Origin of the sequence: Vibrio sp. Vb2880 (assembly GCF_033337975.1) — a bacterium.
GTDB classification, from domain to species: Bacteria; Pseudomonadota; Gammaproteobacteria; order Enterobacterales; family Vibrionaceae; genus Vibrio; species Vibrio alginolyticus.
This window is the reverse complement of record NZ_JAWORT010000035.1, coordinates 1-20,290: the sequence shown is the minus strand read 5'-3', so window position 1 is coordinate 20,290 and position 20,290 is coordinate 1. Positions and strand designations below refer to the sequence as shown.

The following is a 20,290-nucleotide window of genomic DNA, read 5'->3' as shown; positions in this document are numbered from 1 at the left end:
ATCAAAAATAAATGGGGCTATCTCAAAGCCAACTTAACTTTACGTTTTTGCCAACATCCTAAGCCGTCGGGCAACGTTTCATTAATCAACAAGTAGGAGTGGCTGACATGGGTCACTTTGCCATTATTGCGTCCGAGGTATTGACCCGGCTTAACTTTATAGACGGTGCCATTGGGAGCCTGAACAAGGCCAGAAACCGTGTTATCCATGCCCATGACACCTTTCAAACGTAATTGGCTTAATGGGAATTTTTCTAATTTACCAGTTCGCCTTCTTGAGGGCGGTTGCCAACAATCTTTTCTTGCAACTGGCTGAGTCGCGATAGTGGCTTCTTTGGGTAATTCAAAGGGTGCACGCTGTACTTCCGGTGCGTACGTGACTGTAACATACTTGTCTGCGGGCTTAAGCTTCTCGACCTCTCGACGCGCCTGTGTTTCCACTCCTCGAATAAAATCCGTCAATGATTCATCATTCGCCTGGCAGCCCATCAATAGAGAACCCATCAGTACCAGCAACAAAGACTTACTTGTCATTTTTCGTCTCCTCCGGCTTAAACTGATAGGTATTAGCACGCACCCGAAAGTGCAGGGTTTCGCTCTCTTGGCTGACACGTTGCCAAGTCACATCTTTAAACGTGATGATTCGAGGTAGCGTCGCTATCGCCTGAGAAAAATGGCCGATGTCATGAAAGTCGCCCGTTAACTCTATGTTTAAAGGAAGACGATAAAGGAAGTGCTCTGATTGTTTTTCGCCCCAGTCGATTCGGGTGAAAGTCAGCTTATTGTCGATGCCAAGCTCATTCACTGAAGCGAGCATTGTAGCCAGCTCTTTTTGCGCAGGCAGTTGTTGCAGTAATAACTCGTAACGAGTGGTAAGTTCATCCAATTGAGATTGAAGCTGAGGCAACGCTGCCACTTTGTTCGCTTTGATCTTCAATGCCACCTTGAGTGTCTGCTCCTGCTGAATCAAGTGATTCAACTGTTCTTCTTTCGGTTTAAGGTAAAACCAATAACCTAAGCCTTGAATCGCCATGATCAGAAGTACGATTACTACAATCTGGGGCAACAATGGCCACTCGGCCATTTCATCTATTTCGAGATCCTGCCAATCAACCACGTTGAGCCTCCAATTTCTTCTCCGTTACTTTGAACATGAAAGACACTTTGAATGTTTGAAACTCTTTCCCAAAACGGGCTTTGCCGTGAACGATGGAATGCATTTCTACGTCGTTCAACTTGGCCGAGCGCTCCATGTTGTCCAGCATCGTGGCAAGTTTTGGAGTGCTATCAGAGATCCCAGAGATCTCAATTTCCAGATCATTCATTTTGATCTTGTCGACATATACACCTTCAGGGATAACGGCAGGCATTAAGTTCATGAACTCGGTCGTTTTGTTTCGTCCGTTTTGTAAACCTTCAACGACCTTTAGACGTTCGAGGATTTTGCTGTGCTCTTGCTCTGCAATTTTCATTGCTTCAATACGCTGGTCGAGTTCGGCAATGTAGTGAGTGAGGTAATCGAGCCGCTCCTGTTGTTGATCTTGTTGGTACTCAAAAAACTTTCCAATACCCCACTGGATGCCAACAGCGACCAACATGCCTAATGCGACCAAACTGATGAAACGACGTCGGTGCTCTTCTCTTTGACTCTCTCGCCAAGGAAGTAAATTAATGCGATAAAGCACGGGCGCCTCCTAGCCAATGAATGCCACGAACGGCCAGTCCGGCTGCTGTTGAGAAATGCTGCCAATCCACAGCACGACGCTTACGCTTAGACACCTTCATCTCAAATAGCCCTAGCGGATTTAGCAATTCACACTCTAACGACAATTGTTGAGACAACTCCTCTGCGAGCATGGGAGTGGAGGCCCCTTCCCCTGATAACCAGATACCCTTGATGTTTTGTGAGCCATTGATTGAGGTATAGAGCTGCATCTGGCGCTTTACTCGCTCTATGATTTGACGGTTAAACAGCTCTGTTTTCTCCTGAGCATCATCGGACAGAAAATCGACTGGAGAAGCGCTGTTTGCTCCGCGTGTGCCGTAAGCAAACTCTTTGTGAAACAGTTCACCTTGTTCGGTAAACATGGTGAAGGAGCTCGATAAGGTGCCAATATCGAGTAAGCAGTATTTGTTTTTGTCAGGAAAGCGATCGGCGGTGAGCTTCCAGATATGACCAAGGCTTTGCGAATGCACGTCCACTAAAACAGGTTTTAGTCCGGACTTTTGTAATGCATCGACTCGGCCTTCTACCACATCTTTTCTTGTCGCAAACACTTGATAGCTATCACTGCCACTCTGCCCGCCCTCAGCGCGAAGACGAACGAAGTCTAAACTCAGCTCTTCGACAGGGAATGGCGATTGATGAGAAAAGGCTTGTATCACTGCAAACTCAACTTCACTCTCTTCAAGATTTTGTTCTATTTGCAGTTTCTTGCTAATTACCGAGTTATCAGGAACTGAGATCGCAACTTTTTTAGCACCAAAAGGCAGTTCTTTTTTTATCTGCTTGAGGGTCTTTACAATTTCTTGATGATTTATGGTGTTATTTTCAGCGACAATACCTTCCTTTAGTAATATTTCTTTGTAACCCAACAGAGCGTAATTGTTGCCTGTGGGTTTAAGTACTACGGCTTTGAGGCTGTTATGGCCTATATCGATGCCGGTAACGATTAGCTTATCCATCTCTTACTCTCGCTCCGAAATTTCTTCGTGCAAAGGTTGTTATTAGCATCCAAATAAGAGTTAATATCTCTTATGTGCTAAATTTTTGACCTAAGAGTACAAGGGTTTGCCGTTACACAGCCTCAACCAATCAGGGATTCTCCGGTGAAGTTCATAAAGCGTTTATTATTTTTAACATTGATTTGCATAATTCTTGGAGTCACCACAATATTTGGCTTCTATCAGTACGTGAAGCCTGAATTGCCAGATGTTGCAACTCTAAAAGACGTTGAATTACAAACACCTATGAAGGTGTTTAGTCAAGACGGGAAGCTGATCGCACAGTTCGGTGAAAAGCGTCGTATTCCTGTTACTTATGACGAAATTCCTCAAGACTTAATTCACGCGCTCATCGCAACCGAAGATAGCCGTTTCTACGAGCATCCCGGTATCGACCCTATCGGCATCACTCGTGCAGCTGTTGTTGTTGCGGTTTCAGGCTCGGCTAAACAGGGTGCAAGTACGATTACGCAACAGCTAGCTCGTAACTTCTTCTTATCTAATGAGAAGAAGATCATGCGTAAGATTAAAGAGATTTTTATTGCTATCCATATTGAGCAGCTTTTAAGTAAGCAAGAAATCATGGAGCTTTATGTCAATAAAATCTTCCTTGGTTACCGCTCATATGGCTTTGGTGCTGCCGCTCAAGTGTATTTTGGCAAGAGCCTTGATGAATTGACGTTAAGTGAGATTGCAACACTAGCTGGTATGCCAAAAGCGCCATCAACCATGAACCCAATTTACTCTCTTGAGCGCGCAACAAAACGCCGTAACGTTGTATTAATGCGAATGCTTGATGAGAAATACATTACACAAGAGCAGTATGACGAAGCACGCAATGAGCCTATTGTGGCGCGTTATCATAGCGCTGAGATTGAGCTTTCCGCACCTTACGTAGCAGAGTTGGCTCGTGCATGGGCAGTAAAAGAATACGGTGAAGAAGAAGCTTATACCTCTGGCTTGAATATCTACATGACTGTGGATTCTAAACTGCAAGATGCTGCAAATACGTCTGCGGTAAATAACCTCTTGTCATACGATGAACGTCATGGCTACCGTGGTGCAGAAAGTGTGCTTTGGAAAGAAGGGGAAGCGGCCTGGGACAATGAGCAAATAGAAAAGCACCTGAAGAAACAGCCAACTTATGGTGACCTTTACCCTGCGGTTGTGACGAAAGTCGATGATAAGACGGCACAAGTATGGGTTAAGAACCATGAAGAGCAAACCATCCCTTGGACTGGAATGCACTGGGCGCGTAAGTACATTACTGATAACCGCCAAGGCTCAACACCAAAGTCAGCGCATGATGTGCTAGCGACAGGTCAACAAGTTTGGGTTCGCGAAGTAAGTGAAACCGATGAAGATGACAACACAACACTGAGCTGGAAACTGAGCCAAGTGCCGACAGCAAACACCGCGTTTGTTGCGATGAACCCAGAAAATGGCGCGATATTGTCGCTGGTTGGTGGTTTCAACTTTGTTCACAGCAAGTTTAACCGTGCAACCATGTCAGTGCGTCAGGTTGGTTCAAGTATCAAGCCTTTCATCTACTCGGCAGCAATTGACAAAGGACTGACTCTAGCCACTTTGATTAACGATGCGCCGATTAACAAGTGGGATGCAGGTTCTGGTTCAGCTTGGCGACCAAAAAACTCACCACCGACTTATGGTGGTCCAACGCGTCTTCGCCTCGGCTTAGCTCAATCAAAAAACGTCATGGCAGTACGTACACTCCGTGAAGTTGGCCTCGAGGAGACACGTCAGTACCTTACTCGTTTCGGTTTTGATATTAACCAAGTACCACGCTCTGAGACCATCGCACTCGGAGCTGGCAGCTTGACACCAATGAAAGTGGCACAAGGTTACTCTGTGTTTGCAAACGGTGGTTATTACGTTGAACCATTCTATGTAGAACGCGTGGAAGATGCATTCGGTGAAGTACTGTTTAAAGCCAATCCAAAGAGTGTTTGTCATAAGGATTGTCCACAAATGAGCGAGCAGCCAGAAAATCGCTACGCTGATGAATTTGGCGAACAAGACGTCGCAATTGACGGCCTTGCAACAGACAATGCCCTTGAAAATGATGAACCTCAATATGCACCGCAAGTTATCTCTGAACAGAATGCATTCTTAATGCGTGAGATGATGTACAGCAACATTTGGGGTGGCGGTAACTGGCGTGAAGGCACAGGTTGGAATGGTACAGGCTGGCGCGCGCAAAAACTTGGTCGTCGTGATATCGGGGGTAAAACGGGTACAACGAATGATTCCAAGGATGCTTGGTACAATGGCTATGGACCTGGTGTCGTTGCGATAGCTTGGGTTGGCTTTGATGATCACTCACGTGCACTTGGCCGCACCACTGTTAACAGCAACCTAGGGCAAGGCCAAATTTCTGGTGCCGAGTCGGGTGCGAAAACCGCAGAGCCTGCTTGGATTGACTTCATGCGTGTTGCGCTAGAAGGGACGCCGGAGCAAGGTAAAAATATTCCAGAGGATATTATTCGAGTTCGTATTGATCGCAACAGCGGTATGCTAACGCACAAGGTAGATAGCACATCAATGTTCGAATACTTTGAAAAAGGCACGGAGCCTACCGAATACGCTGGCGACCGTTTAGAAGATAGTATTTATTCTTCAGGTTCTGGCGCAGAAGAACTGTTCTAAATCACAAAAGCACAAGGGAGAGCATCAAGCTCTCCCTTTTTATTTCTGCTTTTTATGCTGCAGCATTCAATGATGGATAAGAAGCCAACACCTCTTTAATCTTCGCTGCTAAAGCTTCAAACCTAGCTCGTAATGGTGAGCCCGGACGGTATACGAGAACGATATTACGCGAGGGGGTTGGGTTAACAGCTGGTACGTAGCATACGCCATCTTTTTGCTTCTCATTAGGGATAGAAAGCTGAGGCAATAACGTAATCCCCGCACCGGCAGCAACCATGTTGCGTAACGTCTCCAAGCTGGTGGCTTTAAAACGCTCATCGTCTTTTGCACCAGCGGCAAAACAAAAACCTAACGCTTGATCTCGCAGACAGTGGCCGTCTCCCAACGCTAAAACGGTTTTACCATTCAGCTCCAACATATCAACATGGTCGAGAGAGGCCCACTCATGGTCACATGGCACTGCGACACTTAATGGCTCTTGATACACTTCGATCTCTTTAAATGGCGCAGTTTCATCAACCGAAGCTAAAACTAAGCAATCTAGTTTGCCTTCTTCCAATTGACGCACTAATTGATGTGTTTGGGCTTCGTGAAGAAATAGCTCCAGCTCAGGAAATGCTTCTTTTATCTGCGGCAGAATTTTGGGTAGTAGATAAGGCCCAACCGTCGGGATGAAACCAATATGCATCGGTCCAGTCATGGCTCCGCTTTGACCGCTTGCCATATCTCTGAAGGTTTTCACTTCACTTAAGATGCGTTTAGCCTGCTCCACCAGCTGTAACCCTGAATCGGTAAACAAAACACGTCGGCTGCTTCGCTCTAAAAGCGTGGTCCCGAGTTCATCCTCTAGTTTACGAATTTGCCCACTCAATGTTGGCTGGCTAACAAAACATGCCTCTGCCGCTTTGCGAAAGTGCTTATGTTCCGCAAGTGCAACTAAGTACTCAAAATCTCGAATATTCATACTTCACGCTTCGCTTCTTTAACAATAGCTAATACCTATCAAAACCATAACACCAAACGATTAGAGCTATCAAAGGATTTTTACAATAATGGGCTCAACAAAACGAAACAGAGCGACGAAAAACGCTAAGCTCTATACGCATAATTTAAAATAGTCAAAGGAAATCATTATGTTTGTATCTAAAGAAGGTCAACAAGTCCCTCAAGTTACTTTTCCAGTTCGTCAAGGTGACTCTTGGGTGAATGTAACGACCGATGAGCTATTTAAAGGTAAGACCGTTATCGTATTTAGCTTACCGGGTGCATTTACTCCAACCTGTTCATCAAGCCATCTACCTCGTTACAACGAATTGTTCCCTGTATTTAAAGAGCACGGAGTGGATGAGATTATTTGTATCTCGGTCAATGATACGTTCGTGATGAATGCATGGAAACAAGACCAAGAAGCAGAAAACATTACCTTCATCCCGGATGGTAATGGTGAATTCACCGATGGCATGGGTATGTTAGTGGATAAAAACGACATCGGCTTTGGCAAACGTTCATGGCGTTACAGCATGTTAGTAAAAGATGGTGTAGTGGAAAAAATGTTCATTGAGCCAAACGAACCAGGCGACCCATTCAAGGTGTCAGACGCAGATACGATGCTGAACTACATAGCGCCTGACTACAAAACGCAAGAATCCATCACGGTGTTCACTAAACCAGGCTGCCCTTTCTGTATGAAAGCGAAACAAAATCTGATTGACCACGGTCTTCAATATGAAGAAGTGATTCTGGGTAAAGACGCAACAACAGTTAGTCTACGAGCTATATCTGGTCGCACGACTGTTCCACAAGTCTTTATCGGTGGCAAGCATATCGGCGGTAGCGAAGAGCTAGAAGCGTATCTAGGCTAAGCTGTCCATAGCCTACACCCTCGGTCTCCGGTGCCTTTTGGCTCGGAGGCCAACCCTAAACCACTTCTTCTACTAGTCTAGATAAGTAGTCATCTGCCACTAAGGTGACTACTTATCCAGATTCAACTATCCAATTCACTCTCCAAGCTCAATGTAGCTAGCTTGGCTTAAAACAAAAGCGAGAGTTCACGATGAAACAAGTAAATGTCGACGTAGCGATTATTGGTGGCGGTACGGCTGGTCTTGGTGCTTATCGAGCAGCAAAAGCTCATACCAACAGCGTGGTAATGATTGAGGGCGGTCCCTACGGAACAACCTGTGCTCGTGTCGGATGCATGCCGTCTAAGCTGTTAATTGCGGCAGCAGAAAGTGTTCATCAAATCGAAAAAGCACCTGGATTTGGGATACACCCGCAAGGTGAAGTACGAATTAACGGACGAGAAGTTATGGATCGTGTAAAGCGCGAACGCGATCGTTTTGTTGGCTTTGTGCTTGAAAGTGTCGATGATATTCCCGCTGAAGACAAACTATCGGGCTACGCGAAGTTTGCCGATGACCACACTCTCATCATAGATGATCATACTCAGGTCACCGCACAGCGCATTGTTATTGCGACAGGATCTCGTCCAGCATATCCGGCAGCTTGGAATGAACTGGGTGATCGCCTAGTGATTAACGATGATGTATTTGACTGGGATGACTTACCAGAGTCCGTGGCAGTATTTGGCCCAGGAGTCATCGGCCTTGAATTGGGTCAGGCTTTACACCGCCTAGGAGTGAACGTGAAGCTCTTTGGCCTTGGAGGACAAGTGGGCCCACTGACAGACCCAGAGGTGATGGCGTATGCAGATAAAGCCTTTAAGGAAGAGTTCTACCTTGATGCAGATGTAAAAGTCGAAAGCATGAAACGCATTGCTTCGTCAGACAATGACTGCGAAGACAAGGTCGAAATCCAATTCATCAACCATGATGGTGAATTAGAAACTTTCGTTATCGATTACGTATTGGCCGCAACGGGTCGTCGTCCAAACGTCGATAAGCTGGCGATCGAGAACACCAATGTGGCTCTCGATGAACGTGGCGTACCAACGGCGGATCACTATACATTGCAAACTTCGGTAGAGAGCATCTTCATCGCAGGTGATGCAAGTAACCAAATTCCACTGCTGCACGAAGCCGCTGACCAAGGCCGTATTGCTGGAGACAACGCAGGCCGTTTTCCAGATATTCGTGCGGGTCTGCGTCGCTCACCAATTTCAGCCGTGTTCTCCGACCCTCAAATTGCTATGGTTGGCGAAACATATAAACAACTAGAAACACGTCTAGGCACATGTGGATGTTTCGCAACCGGTGAAGTCTCGTTTGAAAATCAAGGACGTTCGCGCGTCATGCTTCGTAATAAAGGCATTCTGCATGTCTACGGAGAGCAAGGCACTGGACGTTTTTTAGGTGCAGAAATGATGGGCCCGAATGCAGAGCATCTTGCGCACCTTTTAGCATGGGCGCACCAAAATAGGATGACGATTTCTGAGATGTTAGATATGCCCTTCTATCACCCAGTGATTGAAGAAGGCGTCCGCACCGCTCTACGTGATTTGAATGCAAAACTACACTTAGGGCCAGAAATGGTGAAACATTGTCTTGACTGCGGCCCAGGCTGCTAACGCTTTCAGGCTTCTATCTAAATATAAAGCAAAGCCTCGTCATCAACGAGGCTTTGCTTTACTACTTTGGCGCAATGAAATCTCTCTTACGCTGCCATCATTGCATAGCGACTGACCATACAAATCGCGACAACACCGATCATAAAGAACCCACCAGCGATACTTAGCGCAAGTTTCAACTCTGTCGACATCATTATATTTCCTGTTAAAGACTGACAGAGCACCATACATCAATTACGTGCCACAAAGCTTTTACAAAGCTAACTTTCCATTTTTGGTTGTGTCATAGCGCTCTAAGTCCGGTACAAGAAACGCTTTCCACCATATAGTTAGATATATAATCTGAAGCAACACTAATGGTTTGGAAAACACTATGACTTGTCGCCGCTGCGAAGAACATTGGTTTTGGAAAAAACTTGGACGTTGCCAACGATGCTTGGATCAATTGACGGTACTTTCTGTACTGTGTTGGATTGTATGGTGGTTTACGCTCAAAGATGATCCACAAAGCATCGAGTCGATCACTTTGATCTTTGCCGGCTTCGCTTTCAACGTTTTGTTGTTTTTACACTTATGGATGCGTTTTGTCATCTTGCCTTGGCAGCGTCGACGGGGACAAAAAAAGACGAATAAAAAAGAGAAAAGTGACAGATAGAAAAAAGCCCCAAAACCAATGTCAGTTCTGGGGCTCTCTTAGATTCTTCTAAGAAAAAGCAGTGGTACTTTAATAGACCGGGCTTCCTCTCAAAGGTTCCAAATTTTTTCGATTTTTTTAGCGAATACTGATGTAAGTAAGCAGGAAAATGACTATGTCATTGAATGCTAATAAAATCACTCCACAACTTCAGTTCATGCCACATGCGTTTTTTGGATCACTTGCTCCATTAAATTGATCTCAAGCGCTACCTCATCACATGCATGTTGACGTGGGCACTGATCGCAATCTTTCAGAACTTTCTCCGGCAGTAATGACTTCGATGTCGGTAAAAAGCTTTGCTTCATAAAGAACTCAGGCGTTCGCGTTAGAACAAAGACTTTCTTGATCGCCATCTGGCGCGCTTTCTCAACCAAATAGTTCACAATCGCACTGCCCTGCCCTTGGCCTTGCCAGCCCGCTTCGATACCAAGAGAGCGTATTTCAGCCAACCCTGAGTCATACACATATAGAGAAGCGCAACCCGTCACTTCACCATGATGCTCAGCCACCGCGAAAGAGCCAATATCTCTCACGAGCTCATTACGAGAGCGCGGAAGATTCTCACCAAGGTTCGCCCAGTAAGCAACCATACCTTCCAACGTTTCAATGTCCGTCAAACGTGCAGGACGCACTTTCACCGCCGAGCTGTCACGCTGGCTCAGGCGCTTATCCGCTTGTTCTACCGCGTAAGCGACCTGGTGAGGCGAAACACCACCCAAAGCACAACGCTTTTCCAAACACGAATCGATAGTCAGAATGTCATACACATCCGCTTCAATGACCTCTGAGAAGGCTTTTAACTCTTCGATAGACAGCTCTTCTAGCGCACAACCTTTAGCAATAGCACCAACGACCGCGACACCGACGATGTGGTGAGCTTCACGGAATGGGATGCCTTTCGCCACTAGGTAATCAGCTAACTCCGTCGAGTTTGCGTAACCTTGTTTCGCCGCTTCTAGTGTGCGCTCGCCATTCACTTTAATACCGTCAAAACACAGAGCTGCCATTTCCATGCAGTCGTTCCATGTATCTAAAGCGTCAAACAACCCTTCTTTATCTTCCTGCATGTCTTTGTTGTACGCCAATGGCAAGGCTTTAACTGTCATCATCATGCTCGATAATGCGCCATAGACACGCCCTGTCTTACCACGGATCAACTCAAGTGCATCTGGGTTTTTCTTCTGTGGCATTAATGACGAACCAGATGTCACCGTATCCGCTAACTCAATGAAGTTTGACTCGCCTGAATTGTAGAAGATCATATCTTCTGCAAGACGAGAAAGGTGAAGCATAGAAATCGACGCCACCGACATCAGCTCCATCACATGATCACGATCTGAAACCGAATCGAGTGAATTACGCGTAGCACGGTGGAAACCGAGATTATGTGCTAATTGTTCGCGATCAATCGGATAAGCCGTTCCCGCTAAAGCACCCGAGCCAAGTGGACAAGTGTCGAGACGCTGTAAGGCATCATTCAGACGAGAGTAGTCACGCTCGAACATTTCAACATAAGCCAAGCACCAGTGAGCAAAGGTTACAGGTTGAGCACGCTGAAGATGAGTATAGCCTGGCAATACGGTGCCTTGGTGCTGTTTAGCAACATGGACCATTTGTACTTGTAGGCGATCTAAAGCAATCAATAATTGCTGACCTTGCTGACGACACCAAAGTTTCAAGTCTGTGGCGACTTGGTCATTCCGAGAACGCCCAGTGTGGAGTTTTTTACCTAAATCTCCCACTTTACTGATTAGCTGCTGTTCAACCCAAGAGTGGATATCTTCTGCATCAGAGCGAAGAATTTGGTGAGGGTCTTCCATCACTTCTAACTTCAGCTCATTTAAAGCAAGTTCCAGTTTTTGCTGTTCTTCTGCCGATAGCACATCAACAGAAAGCAGAGCTTTAGACCATGCGATTGAACCTACGATGTCTTGCTCAGCCAATCGGTAGTCAAAACGCAACGAATCATTGAACTCTTTAAATCTGGTGTCTGCCGCTTGGGTAAATCTTCCGCCCCATAATGCCATTGCGTCTCTCCTGATGACTATTGCTTACTCTAACGTTCTCGAATGAGTAGTAACCAATTTGATGGTCATTTGCTCACTTTTTCTTATGGGTCAACGTTACGGCAATTTCGATAAAAAATAAAGTATAAATTCAATATTTTTACATATATATTCAAATCAACTTTAGATACCCGCTTTTAGAAACCAAAAGACCCGCCTATAAATGGCGGGTCTTTATTCAATCCAAGATGGATGTTAAGGGATTATTTCTTCTGGCTGTTCAATGCACGAATACGGCTTGATAGCGAGTAAAGACGGATAAACCCACCTGCATGGCTTTGGTCGTAAACTTCATCTTCACCAAAAGTCGCGAACTCTTCTGAATACAAGCTGTTGTCAGAACGTTTTTGCGTCACTGTCGCTTGACCTTTGTAGAGCTTAACAACCACTTCACCGTTAACGTCTTGCGCTAGCTCTTCTGAAGCGGCAAGGATCGATTTACATAGTGGCGTAAACCAACGGCCATCGTATACAAGGTGAGACGCTTTTAGACCTAGCTCCTCACGGAATTCGAATGATGATTTGTCTAGCACAAGCTGCTCTACAGCGCGCAGCGCTTCCATCATGATGGTGCCTCCCGGTGTTTCATAGCAACCACGAGACTTCATTCCAACAAGACGGTTTTCCACGATATCGATACGGCCAACACCGTGCTTAGCGCCCTTCTCGTTTAGGTAAACCAGTGCGTTGTATGGTGTCATCGCTTCACCATCAACTTCGACCACTTCACCTTTTTCTACTTTCAGCGTGACGTATTCCGCTTCATTTGGCGCTTGCTCTGGGTCGACAGTCCACACCCAGCAGTCTTCGTTTGGTGCGTTCCAAGTATCTTCTAAAACGCCGCCTTCCGTCGAAATGTGCCATGCGTTTGCATCACGTGAATAGATCTTAGTAAGAGACGCAGAGCAAGGTATATTACGCTCAGCGAGGTAATCCAAACACTCTTCACGGCTCACTAGGTCCCACTCACGCCAAGGTGCGATCACTTGTAAGTCTGGTGCTAGTGCTGCGAATGCGCCTTCGAAACGCACTTGGTCGTTACCTTTACCTGTACAGCCATGACACAGAGCGTCCGCGCCCACTTTACGTGCTACTTCAACCTGCGCTTTAGCAATGATTGGACGCGCCATTGATGTACCTAGCAGGTACTTACCTTCGTAGTACGCGCCGGTTTTTAGCGTTGGGTAAATGTAGTCTGCGACCATTTCTTCTTTCAAGTCAGCGATGTAGCACTCAGAAGCACCAGAGGCTTTTGCTTTCGCTTCAATGCCTTCTAGCTCTTCGGCACCTTGACCAACATCGGCAACGAAAGCCACTACTTCACAGTCGTAGTTCTCTTTTAGCCACGGGATAATTACTGAAGTATCTAGACCGCCTGAGTATGCGACTACCACTTTATTTACGTTCACTTTGCTCATGTTTTTTCTCCAAACTTAACTGGCGCTGCGCTCGGCGGTCAGTGCCAACTACGACTTCCTAATATTGAATTCTTTTGCTGATGCTTATTGAGGCAAGAATTGAGTACCAATACTTTCACCAGCGAATAACTGTGCTAATTTTTCTGGGTAACGCCAGGTCGCAACTTCAATTGGACGGCCAAGATCATTGGCGGCCTCCAAAGCGGCTTTAACTTTGACGATCATGCCATCGGTGATCACATGTCCATCGATCAACGAGTTAGCTTGCTGCTCTGACAGGGTTTTGATCAAATGGCCTTTTCCATCTAATACACCACTCACGTCTGATAACAGGACTAACTCCGCATCTAATGCGCCCGCAACCGCGACTGCTGCTTGATCAGCATTCACATTCATCATCTGGCCATCTTTGGTTAAACCAATTGAACTGATGATCGGCAGTGCACCTGTGTTTAGCACCGCTTGTAATAGTGCTGAGTCACCCGGTGATGCTTTGCCTACCGCGCCGAGTTCTGGGTCAAGTTCTTCAACAAGACACAAACCACCATCCGCAAGGCTAAGGCCCACAGCGTTAAGACCGTCCGCAATCGCTTGACCTTGAAGTAGCTTATTCGCAGTGCCCGCAAGCGCGCCTGCAATCACAGGAATTTGCTCGTATGGCGTTACGCGTAAACCGTTTTTCTTTACGGTTTCAAGCTGAAGCTTTGCCATCAACTCATCAACTAGGTAGCCACCGCCATGAACGATGGCGATTTGTCGCTGTGCCGATTTTTGGTAAGCCGCAATGGCACCAAACAGTTGGCTTAAGGTTTGAGTGCATGATAGAGCTGCACCACCTAGCTTAATGACTAAAGGAGCTTGATTGGTTTGCGTCATCGCATTTCCCTCTTTCAACGACTACAGCAGCGCTGTCAGTTCTGGGTAACCGTAATGAATATTGAGACATTGCATCGCTTGACTCGATGCACCTTTAAGTAGGTTGTCGATAGCTGAAATCACAATGATGTGTTCGCCTTGTACCTTCCAGCCGATATCACAGAAAGGGGTATTTTCGACATCCTGAATACGTGGAATACCGTCGCCTTTAAGACGCACCGCAGGCTTGCCTTGATAAGCTTGTTCAAACGCCTGTGCCACTTGTGCTTCTGTCACACCTTGCGCAAGCTTCATGGTGATAGTGGCAAGAATGCCGCGTTTAAAGTTGCCGAGGTGCGGAGTAAAAATCACATCGCAACCCAAGTGCTGAGCAATCTCTGGCTGGTGACGATGGTTAAATACACCATAAGGTTGCAAGCTCACTTCACAGAAGCTGTTAACCATGGAGGCTTTACGCCCTGCACCTGATACACCACTGGTTGCGTTGATCACTGGCCATTGGTTGGTATCGAGCAACGCATGTTCTAATAAAGGTTTGATTGCAAGCTGTGAAGCGGTTGGGTAGCAACCTGCTACTGCAATCAAAGGAGTGGTTTTTATTGATTCTTGGTTCCACTCTGCTAAGCCGTATGCTGCTTTATCTAGCCAGTTGTTATGTTGATGTTCGAAGCCATAAAAAGTGTCGTAAAAGCCTTCACTTTTCACACGGAATGCACCCGATAAATCGAATACCTGACAGCCAGCCTCCAAGAAAGTTGGGGCTAAATCATGGCTGACTTCGTGAGCCGTTGCCAAAAACACCACGTCCGATTCTTGAGCGATTTGCAGTGGATCCGTTAGTGGTAAAACTGGCATATCAATGATGCCCGCTAGCTTACCGTGCAGCTGCGCGATGCTCTTTCCCGCATCAACACTGTTGGCGGAAACGTATAAACCTGATAGCGTGAGTTGTGGGTGTTTATTAACCATTAACGCTAACTCTGCGCCGGTGTAACCGCTGGCTCCAATAATCGTGGTTTTTAGCATTGTGTAACATCCATATACTTAAAGGCTCAAATGACTATTCATATTTAATTTTTGCTTTATTTTGATTTTTTATTCATTAAATATGATTTAATATGTGTTTTACATTTTTGTGGTCTGTCTGTCAACAGGAGATTTGAAGAATCCATGCAATTACCAACTTTTCTAGAGGTCTATGAAGGACTCATCAGCACCTCTTCTATCAGCTCCACGGATCCGAGCTGGGATCAGGGCAATGCAAAAGTCATCGAAAAACTCGCATCTTGGTTTAAAGATCTGGGTTTTAGCGTTGAAGTGATCGAAGTCGAGCCAGGCAAGCACAATATGATCGCACGTATGGGTGAGGGTGAAGGTGGCCTTTTACTTGCTGGCCATAGCGATACCGTGCCATTCGATCAAGGGCGATGGAATTTTGATCCGCATAAACTGACGGAAAAAGACAACCGCTTCTACGGTTTAGGCACAGCAGACATGAAAGGCTTTTTCGCCTTTATTTATGAAGCAGTGAAGAAAGTCGATTGGAGCAAGCAGAGCAAACCACTTTACGTATTAGCCACTTGTGACGAAGAGACCACCATGTTGGGCGCGCGACATTTCACAGCAAACGCCCCATTTAAGCCGGATTACTGCATCATTGGTGAACCCACCAGCCTTGTGCCAATTCGAGGTCATAAAGGGCATGTGGCAAATGCCATTCGCGTAACAGGCAAGTCCGGTCATTCATCGGACCCAGCGCTTGGCGTTAACGCTATTGAGATCATGCATGAAGTCATGTTCGCCATGATGCAACTGCGTGACAAATTGATTAAAGAATATCACCATCCGGGTTTTGCCATTCCAAGCCCTACCCTAAATCTTGGACACATTCACGGTGGTGACAGCGCTAACCGTATTTGTGGTTGCTGTGAGCTGCATTACGACGTGCGTCCTCTTCCCGGCATTAGCCTTGATGGTTTAGAGAACATGTTGCGCGGAGCATTAAAAGAAGTCGAAGCGAAATGGCCTGGGAGACTGGAGATTATTCCATTGCATGAGCCTATTCCGGGTTACGAATGCCAACATGACCACCCATTTATCGGTGGTGTTGAAGAGATTTGCCAAACTAGTTCAGAAACCGTGAACTACTGTACTGAAGCACCATTTCTACAGCAGTTGTGTCCAACCTTGGTGCTCGGCCCTGGGTCAATCGACCAAGCCCATCAACCGGATGAGTTTCTATCCTTCGACTTTATCGACCCCACAATTGATGTGCTTTCAAAGGCGATGGTCAAGTACTGCTGTTAATACGCGTTTAAGCTCGAAAGTCTGTGCAGCTCGATTGAGCTGCATCTTTTTATCTTCACAATTTAGCGCTAGTCTTAACACTTATTTAACTTGTTATTTTGTAATTAATTTTCACTTCTTACTCTATGGCTGCCGTAAATTTGCTCTAAATCAGGAGACAGCGGAATAATTGCAAACTTAGTCTGCTTTATTTGACTATAACTGGTGCTTTTCGCTAGATTGGAGTCTTAACAAGGACAATGGATGTAGTTTTTTTACGAGGCAGGACGACAATGAACGAGAAATACGCCGCACTCAAAAGTAATGTGCGCATGTTAGGCCACTTATTGGGTAACACCATTCGCGATGCCCATGGCGAAGAAATCTTCGAGAAAGTGGAAACCATTCGTAAATTATCCAAATCAGCTCAAGCAGGGAATCAAGCAGACAGGGACAGCTTGATCGAAGAAATCAAACATCTACCTGATGAGCAGCTAACGCCCGTTACTCGCGCGTTTAACCAATTTCTAAACCTCACCAATATCGCTGAGCAATACCACACGATTTCACGCCATTGTGAAGAGCACATTTGCGAACCAGACGCGATTAACTCGCTGTTTTCTAAACTGGTACAAAACGATGTGAGCAAACTGGACACTGCCCAAGCGGTTCGTGATCTAAATATTGAATTGGTATTGACGGCTCACCCAACAGAAATTACGCGCCGTACGATGATCAACAAACTGGTCAAGATAAACGAGTGCTTATCAAAGTTGGAGCTAAGCGATCTTTCTTCTAAAGAGCGCAGAAAAACCGAACGCCGCCTAGAGCAACTGATTGCCCAAGGCTGGCATTCAGACGTGATTCGACAACAACGCCCTACTCCGTTGGATGAAGCAAAGTGGGGCTTTGCGGTCGTTGAAAACTCTCTATGGGAAGCAGTACCGGACTTCCTACGTGAGATGAATGACCGTCTAAAATCTTACCTTGGAGAAGGTTTACCCATTGATGCTCGCCCAGTGCACTTCTCCTCTTGGATGGGCGGTGACCGTGACGGTAACCCGTTTGTTACTCACAACGTTACGCGTGAAGTCTTACTATTGTCTCGTTGGAAAGCCGCCGATCTTTATCTCAATGACATCAACGAGTTGATCAGCGAGCTGTCTATGACAGTTTCAAACGATCAAGTCCGTGAACTTGCTGGCGAAGATCAGCACGAACCATACCGTGCGATCCTGAAGCAATTACGCACTCTGCTCAATGAAACCAAAGATATTCTCGATGCTAAGATCCACGGTCAAAAACTGGCCGTTAAAGCCCCACTGCAAAAAGTCGAGCAACTTTGGGAACCACTGTATGCCTGCTACCAGTCACTAAACGAATGTGGCATGGGTGTAATAGCCAACGGCTCACTACTGGATACACTACGCCGCGTAAAAGCATTTGGTATCCATCTTGTACGTCTTGATATCCGCCAAGAGAGTACGCGTCACTCAGACGTCTTGTCTGAACTAACTCGCTACTTAGGTATTGGTGATTACGAACAATGGAGTGAGCAAGATAAGATTGCTTTTCTAACTAACGAGCTTGCATCTAAACGTCCGCTTCTCCCTCGTGATTGGGAACCATCTGAACCCGTCAAAGAGGTTTTGGATACCTGTAAGATTGTTGCAGCACAACCGCGTGAAGCGTTTGGCGCTTACGTTATTTCAATGGCACGTACCGCCTCTGACGTACTAGCCGTTCATCTACTGCTACAAGAAGCAGGTTGCCCTTACCGCATGGATGTGTGTCCTCTGTTCGAAACGCTAGACGATTTGAACAACGCAGAATCGGTCATTAAGCAGCTTATGGGGATTGACCTTTACCGTGGTTTTATCCAAAACCACCAGATGGTCATGATTGGTTACTCTGACTCAGCGAAAGATGCAGGTGTTATGTCTGCTGGTTGGGCTCAGTATCATGCGATGGAATCGTTAGTTAAAGTGGCTGAAGAAGAAGGCGTTGAGCTAACTCTATTCCATGGTCGTGGGGGCACAGTCGGTCGCGGTGGTGCACCTGCGCATGCTGCGCTTTTGTCGCAACCACCAAAAAGCTTGAAAGGCGGTTTACGTGTAACAGAGCAAGGCGAGATGATCCGCTTTAAACTGGGACTCCCAGATGTCGCAGTAAACAGCTTTAACCTATATGCAAGTGCGATTCTGGAAGCCAACTTGTTACCGCCACCAGAGCCAAAACAAGAATGGCGCGACTTGATGGAAGTGCTATCAGAAGTAAGCTGTGAGTCTTACCGAAATGTGGTTCGTGGCGAGCCAGATTTCGTGCCTTACTTCCGCCAAGCAACACCAGAACTCGAACTCGGCAAGTTGCCACTTGGTTCTCGTCCTGCAAAACGAAACCCTAAGGGCGGAGTAGAGAGCTTACGTGCAATCCCGTGGATCTTCTCATGGAGTCAAAACCGTTTGGTACTTCCTGCATGGCTAGGCGCAGGTGAAGCGATTCAATACTCGATCGATAAAGGCCACCAAGCATTGCTCGAAGAGATGTGCCGCGAATGGCCGTTTTTCTCTACTCGTCTCGGCATGCTAGAGATGGTGTACTCGAAGTGTAATATTGATATCTCTCGCTACTACGATGAGCGATTAGTGGATGAGTCGCTCCGTCCACTCGGTGAAAAACTTCGTGCTCAGCTTCAAGAAGACATCAAAGCGGTACTGAATGTAGAGAACAACGAAAACTTGATGCAGCATGACCCTTGGGGACTCGAGTCGATTCGCTTACGCAATATCTACGTTGAGCCATTGAATATGCTACAAGCAGAGCTACTATACCGCACGCGTCAAACCGAAGAAGCTTCTGCAAACTTGGAAGAAGCGTTGATGGTGACGATTGCTGGTATTGCTGCTGGTATGCGTAACACAGGCTAATCATTTCATTTTTAATAAAAAGCTGGGCAAATGCTCAGCTTTTTTTTTATCACAGGATAATCTCACCAAAACAAAAGCAGTCAAATAAACCACAATAGACCCAAAAAATACCAAAATAAAAGAACAAAAAACCACAAGTTAACACTATTGATTATTATGTTAGTTTTTTAGGGTAATTTTGTCCTACTATTCCACTTCATGCTTATTATTTATATACTACTTGCCTGCTGAGAGCTCATAAATCCAATCATACCTGCTCCAGCCTTGATGGGACTCCCCATCTCTCTAGGTGATAAACGGCTTTAAGGTGACAGGACCAACATTGTTGGTGCTACTTATACATTAAAAAACTCAAGTGCCAGTAAGAGCGCAGCTGAAAGTATAAGTAGCTTGTTTACAAGTTTATTGACCATTTGGATTGAAGACATGTCATTACCACACGTAATCTTAACTGTTCTTAGCACTCGCGACGCAACCGGTTACGATATCACTAAAGAATTCTCTGCTAGCATCGGTTACTTCTGGAAAGCAAGCCACCAACAGGTGTACCGTGAACTCAACAAAATGGCTGAGAAAGAACTGGTTACTTGCGTATTAGAACCCCAAGAAGGCAAACCAGACCGCAAGGTTTACTCCATTACAGACGCTGGTCGCAGCGCTTTAGGAGAGTGGTTTGATCAACCAACTGCACACCCAACAGTTCGTGATGAGTTTTCAGCGAAATTGATGGCATGTGCCGTTCAACCTGCAGCTCCATTCCGTGACCAACTCGCCGAGCTAGTTGAAGAGTCTCGCAAACTGGTTTCTCACTACAAAGAAATTGAAGCGGCTTACTACGCAACGCCGTCAACTTTAGATAAACAAGCTCGCCTAGAACGTCTAACGCTTCGCCGTAACCTTCTGTTACGTGAAACTTGGATCACTTGGGCAGAAGAAGTTCTAACTGAACTTGAAGTGATTGGTTAAACTCCTTTTGCTTTGATAAAACGAAAAAGGCTTGCCACTTGGCAAGCCTTTTATCTTTTTGATGTGCCGTCCTAAATAAGGTTGACACTTTCCACCCCCAAAATTGGAGAGTGTTATGAAATCAACAACTAAAAGAAC

General features: G+C 46.0%; 16 protein-coding genes. 7 read left to right on the top strand and 9 right to left on the bottom strand.

All coding sequences use genetic code 11. From position 1 onward, the window contains the following. Positions 1-17 precede the first annotated feature (17 nt). From R7M92_RS23165 to pilM, 4 genes are read right to left on the bottom strand one after another with little or no spacing between them, the layout of a single operon-like run. Entirely contained in the window at positions 18-533 is a 516-nt protein-coding gene (locus R7M92_RS23165) for a pilus assembly protein PilP (RefSeq protein ID WP_318134412.1), read from the bottom strand. Continuing rightward, positions 523-1,116: a type 4a pilus biogenesis protein PilO gene (locus R7M92_RS23160; protein ID WP_005382767.1), complete on the bottom strand. Its 594-nt coding sequence runs from the start codon at positions 1,114-1,116 to the stop codon at positions 523-525. The genes R7M92_RS23165 and R7M92_RS23160 overlap by 11 nt, the downstream gene beginning before the upstream one ends. Then, complete coding sequence (locus tag R7M92_RS23155) at positions 1,109-1,684, bottom strand: PilN domain-containing protein (protein ID WP_017821732.1); 576 nt, start codon at positions 1,682-1,684, stop codon at positions 1,109-1,111. Before R7M92_RS23155 ends, R7M92_RS23160 begins: the two co-directional genes overlap by 8 nt. Further along, positions 1,668-2,684 carry a type IV pilus biogenesis protein PilM gene (gene pilM, locus R7M92_RS23150; RefSeq protein ID WP_017821733.1) on the bottom strand — a complete coding sequence of 339 codons (1,017 nt, stop codon included), beginning with the start codon at positions 2,682-2,684 and terminating at the stop codon, positions 1,668-1,670. The genes R7M92_RS23155 and pilM overlap by 17 nt, the downstream gene beginning before the upstream one ends. Before the next feature lie 144 nt (positions 2,685-2,828). On the opposite strand from pilM, the gene R7M92_RS23145 reads away from it, so the two are divergent. After that, positions 2,829-5,390: a penicillin-binding protein 1A gene (locus tag R7M92_RS23145; protein ID WP_005381325.1), complete on the top strand. Its 2,562-nt coding sequence runs from the start codon at positions 2,829-2,831 to the stop codon at positions 5,388-5,390. Between the two features lie 52 nt (positions 5,391-5,442). Here the strand turns inward: R7M92_RS23145 and oxyR are convergent, their stop codons facing one another. Continuing rightward, on the bottom strand, positions 5,443-6,354 hold the full coding sequence (gene oxyR / locus R7M92_RS23140; RefSeq protein ID WP_005381326.1) for a DNA-binding transcriptional regulator OxyR: 912 nt from the start codon (positions 6,352-6,354) through the stop codon (positions 5,443-5,445). Between the two features lie 169 nt (positions 6,355-6,523). On the opposite strand from oxyR, the gene R7M92_RS23135 reads away from it, so the two are divergent. From R7M92_RS23135 to R7M92_RS23125, 3 genes are all read left to right on the top strand, one after another. Next, positions 6,524-7,252, top strand: a complete 729-nt coding sequence (locus R7M92_RS23135) for a redoxin family protein (protein ID WP_054866559.1) — start codon at positions 6,524-6,526, stop codon at positions 7,250-7,252. A 191-nt stretch (positions 7,253-7,443) separates the two neighbouring features. Then, the gene (locus R7M92_RS23130; protein ID WP_318134410.1) at positions 7,444-8,916 is read left to right on the top strand and encodes a dihydrolipoyl dehydrogenase; all 1,473 of its coding nucleotides are present in this window, start codon (positions 7,444-7,446) and stop codon (positions 8,914-8,916) included. 373 nt (positions 8,917-9,289) lie between these two features. Further along, positions 9,290-9,571, top strand: a complete 282-nt coding sequence (locus tag R7M92_RS23125) for a DUF3624 domain-containing protein (protein WP_206949733.1) — start codon at positions 9,290-9,292, stop codon at positions 9,569-9,571. A gap of 194 nt (positions 9,572-9,765) precedes the next feature. Here R7M92_RS23125 and argH read toward each other — a convergent pair whose 3' ends face one another. From argH to argC, 4 genes are all read right to left on the bottom strand, one after another. Then, complete coding sequence (gene argH / locus R7M92_RS23120) at positions 9,766-11,640, bottom strand: argininosuccinate lyase (protein ID WP_318134409.1); 1,875 nt, start codon at positions 11,638-11,640, stop codon at positions 9,766-9,768. Positions 11,641-11,882: 242 nt separating this feature from the next. Further along, on the bottom strand, positions 11,883-13,097 hold the full coding sequence (locus R7M92_RS23115; RefSeq protein ID WP_017821738.1) for an argininosuccinate synthase: 1,215 nt from the start codon (positions 13,095-13,097) through the stop codon (positions 11,883-11,885). Positions 13,098-13,181: 84 nt separating this feature from the next. Next, complete coding sequence (gene argB / locus R7M92_RS23110) at positions 13,182-13,973, bottom strand: acetylglutamate kinase (protein WP_137282407.1); 792 nt, start codon at positions 13,971-13,973, stop codon at positions 13,182-13,184. A 21-nt stretch (positions 13,974-13,994) separates the two neighbouring features. Continuing rightward, entirely contained in the window at positions 13,995-14,999 is a 1,005-nt protein-coding gene (gene argC, locus R7M92_RS23105) for an N-acetyl-gamma-glutamyl-phosphate reductase (protein WP_005382790.1), read from the bottom strand. 144 nt (positions 15,000-15,143) lie between these two features. Between argC and argE the strand changes: the two genes are divergently transcribed. From argE to R7M92_RS23090, 3 genes are all read left to right on the top strand, one after another. Beyond that, positions 15,144-16,280 carry an acetylornithine deacetylase gene (argE, locus tag R7M92_RS23100; protein WP_005381335.1) on the top strand — a complete coding sequence of 379 codons (1,137 nt, stop codon included), beginning with the start codon at positions 15,144-15,146 and terminating at the stop codon, positions 16,278-16,280. Positions 16,281-16,552: 272 nt separating this feature from the next. After that, positions 16,553-19,186 (top strand): phosphoenolpyruvate carboxylase, encoded by a 2,634-nt coding sequence (gene ppc, locus R7M92_RS23095; RefSeq protein ID WP_005381336.1) that lies wholly within the window; start codon positions 16,553-16,555, stop codon positions 19,184-19,186. 426 nt (positions 19,187-19,612) lie between these two features. Continuing rightward, complete coding sequence (locus tag R7M92_RS23090) at positions 19,613-20,152, top strand: PadR family transcriptional regulator (RefSeq protein WP_005382791.1); 540 nt, start codon at positions 19,613-19,615, stop codon at positions 20,150-20,152. The last annotated feature ends 138 nt before the right edge of the window (positions 20,153-20,290 follow it).

Bases quoted from the DNA above. Each gene is read 5' to 3' on its own strand.
- argH (WP_318134409.1), bottom strand. From the start codon at position 11,640: ATGGCATTATGGGGCGGAAGATTTACCCAAGCGGCAGACACCAGATTT.
- R7M92_RS23135 (WP_054866559.1), top strand. From the start codon at position 6,524: ATGTTTGTATCTAAAGAAGGTCAACAAGTCCCTCAAGTTACTTTTCCA.
- pilM (WP_017821733.1), bottom strand. From the start codon at position 2,684: ATGGATAAGCTAATCGTTACCGGCATCGATATAGGCCATAACAGCCTC.
- argC (WP_005382790.1), bottom strand. From the start codon at position 14,999: ATGCTAAAAACCACGATTATTGGAGCCAGCGGTTACACCGGCGCAGAG.
- R7M92_RS23165 (WP_318134412.1), bottom strand. From the start codon at position 533: ATGACAAGTAAGTCTTTGTTGCTGGTACTGATGGGTTCTCTATTGATG.
- argB (WP_137282407.1), bottom strand. From the start codon at position 13,973: ATGACGCAAACCAATCAAGCTCCTTTAGTCATTAAGCTAGGTGGTGCA.
- argE (WP_005381335.1), top strand. From the start codon at position 15,144: ATGCAATTACCAACTTTTCTAGAGGTCTATGAAGGACTCATCAGCACC.
- R7M92_RS23125 (WP_206949733.1), top strand. From the start codon at position 9,290: ATGACTTGTCGCCGCTGCGAAGAACATTGGTTTTGGAAAAAACTTGGA.
- R7M92_RS23130 (WP_318134410.1), top strand. From the start codon at position 7,444: ATGAAACAAGTAAATGTCGACGTAGCGATTATTGGTGGCGGTACGGCT.
- R7M92_RS23115 (WP_017821738.1), bottom strand. From the start codon at position 13,097: ATGAGCAAAGTGAACGTAAATAAAGTGGTAGTCGCATACTCAGGCGGT.
- R7M92_RS23090 (WP_005382791.1), top strand. From the start codon at position 19,613: ATGTCATTACCACACGTAATCTTAACTGTTCTTAGCACTCGCGACGCA.
- oxyR (WP_005381326.1), bottom strand. From the start codon at position 6,354: ATGAATATTCGAGATTTTGAGTACTTAGTTGCACTTGCGGAACATAAG.
- ppc (WP_005381336.1), top strand. From the start codon at position 16,553: ATGAACGAGAAATACGCCGCACTCAAAAGTAATGTGCGCATGTTAGGC.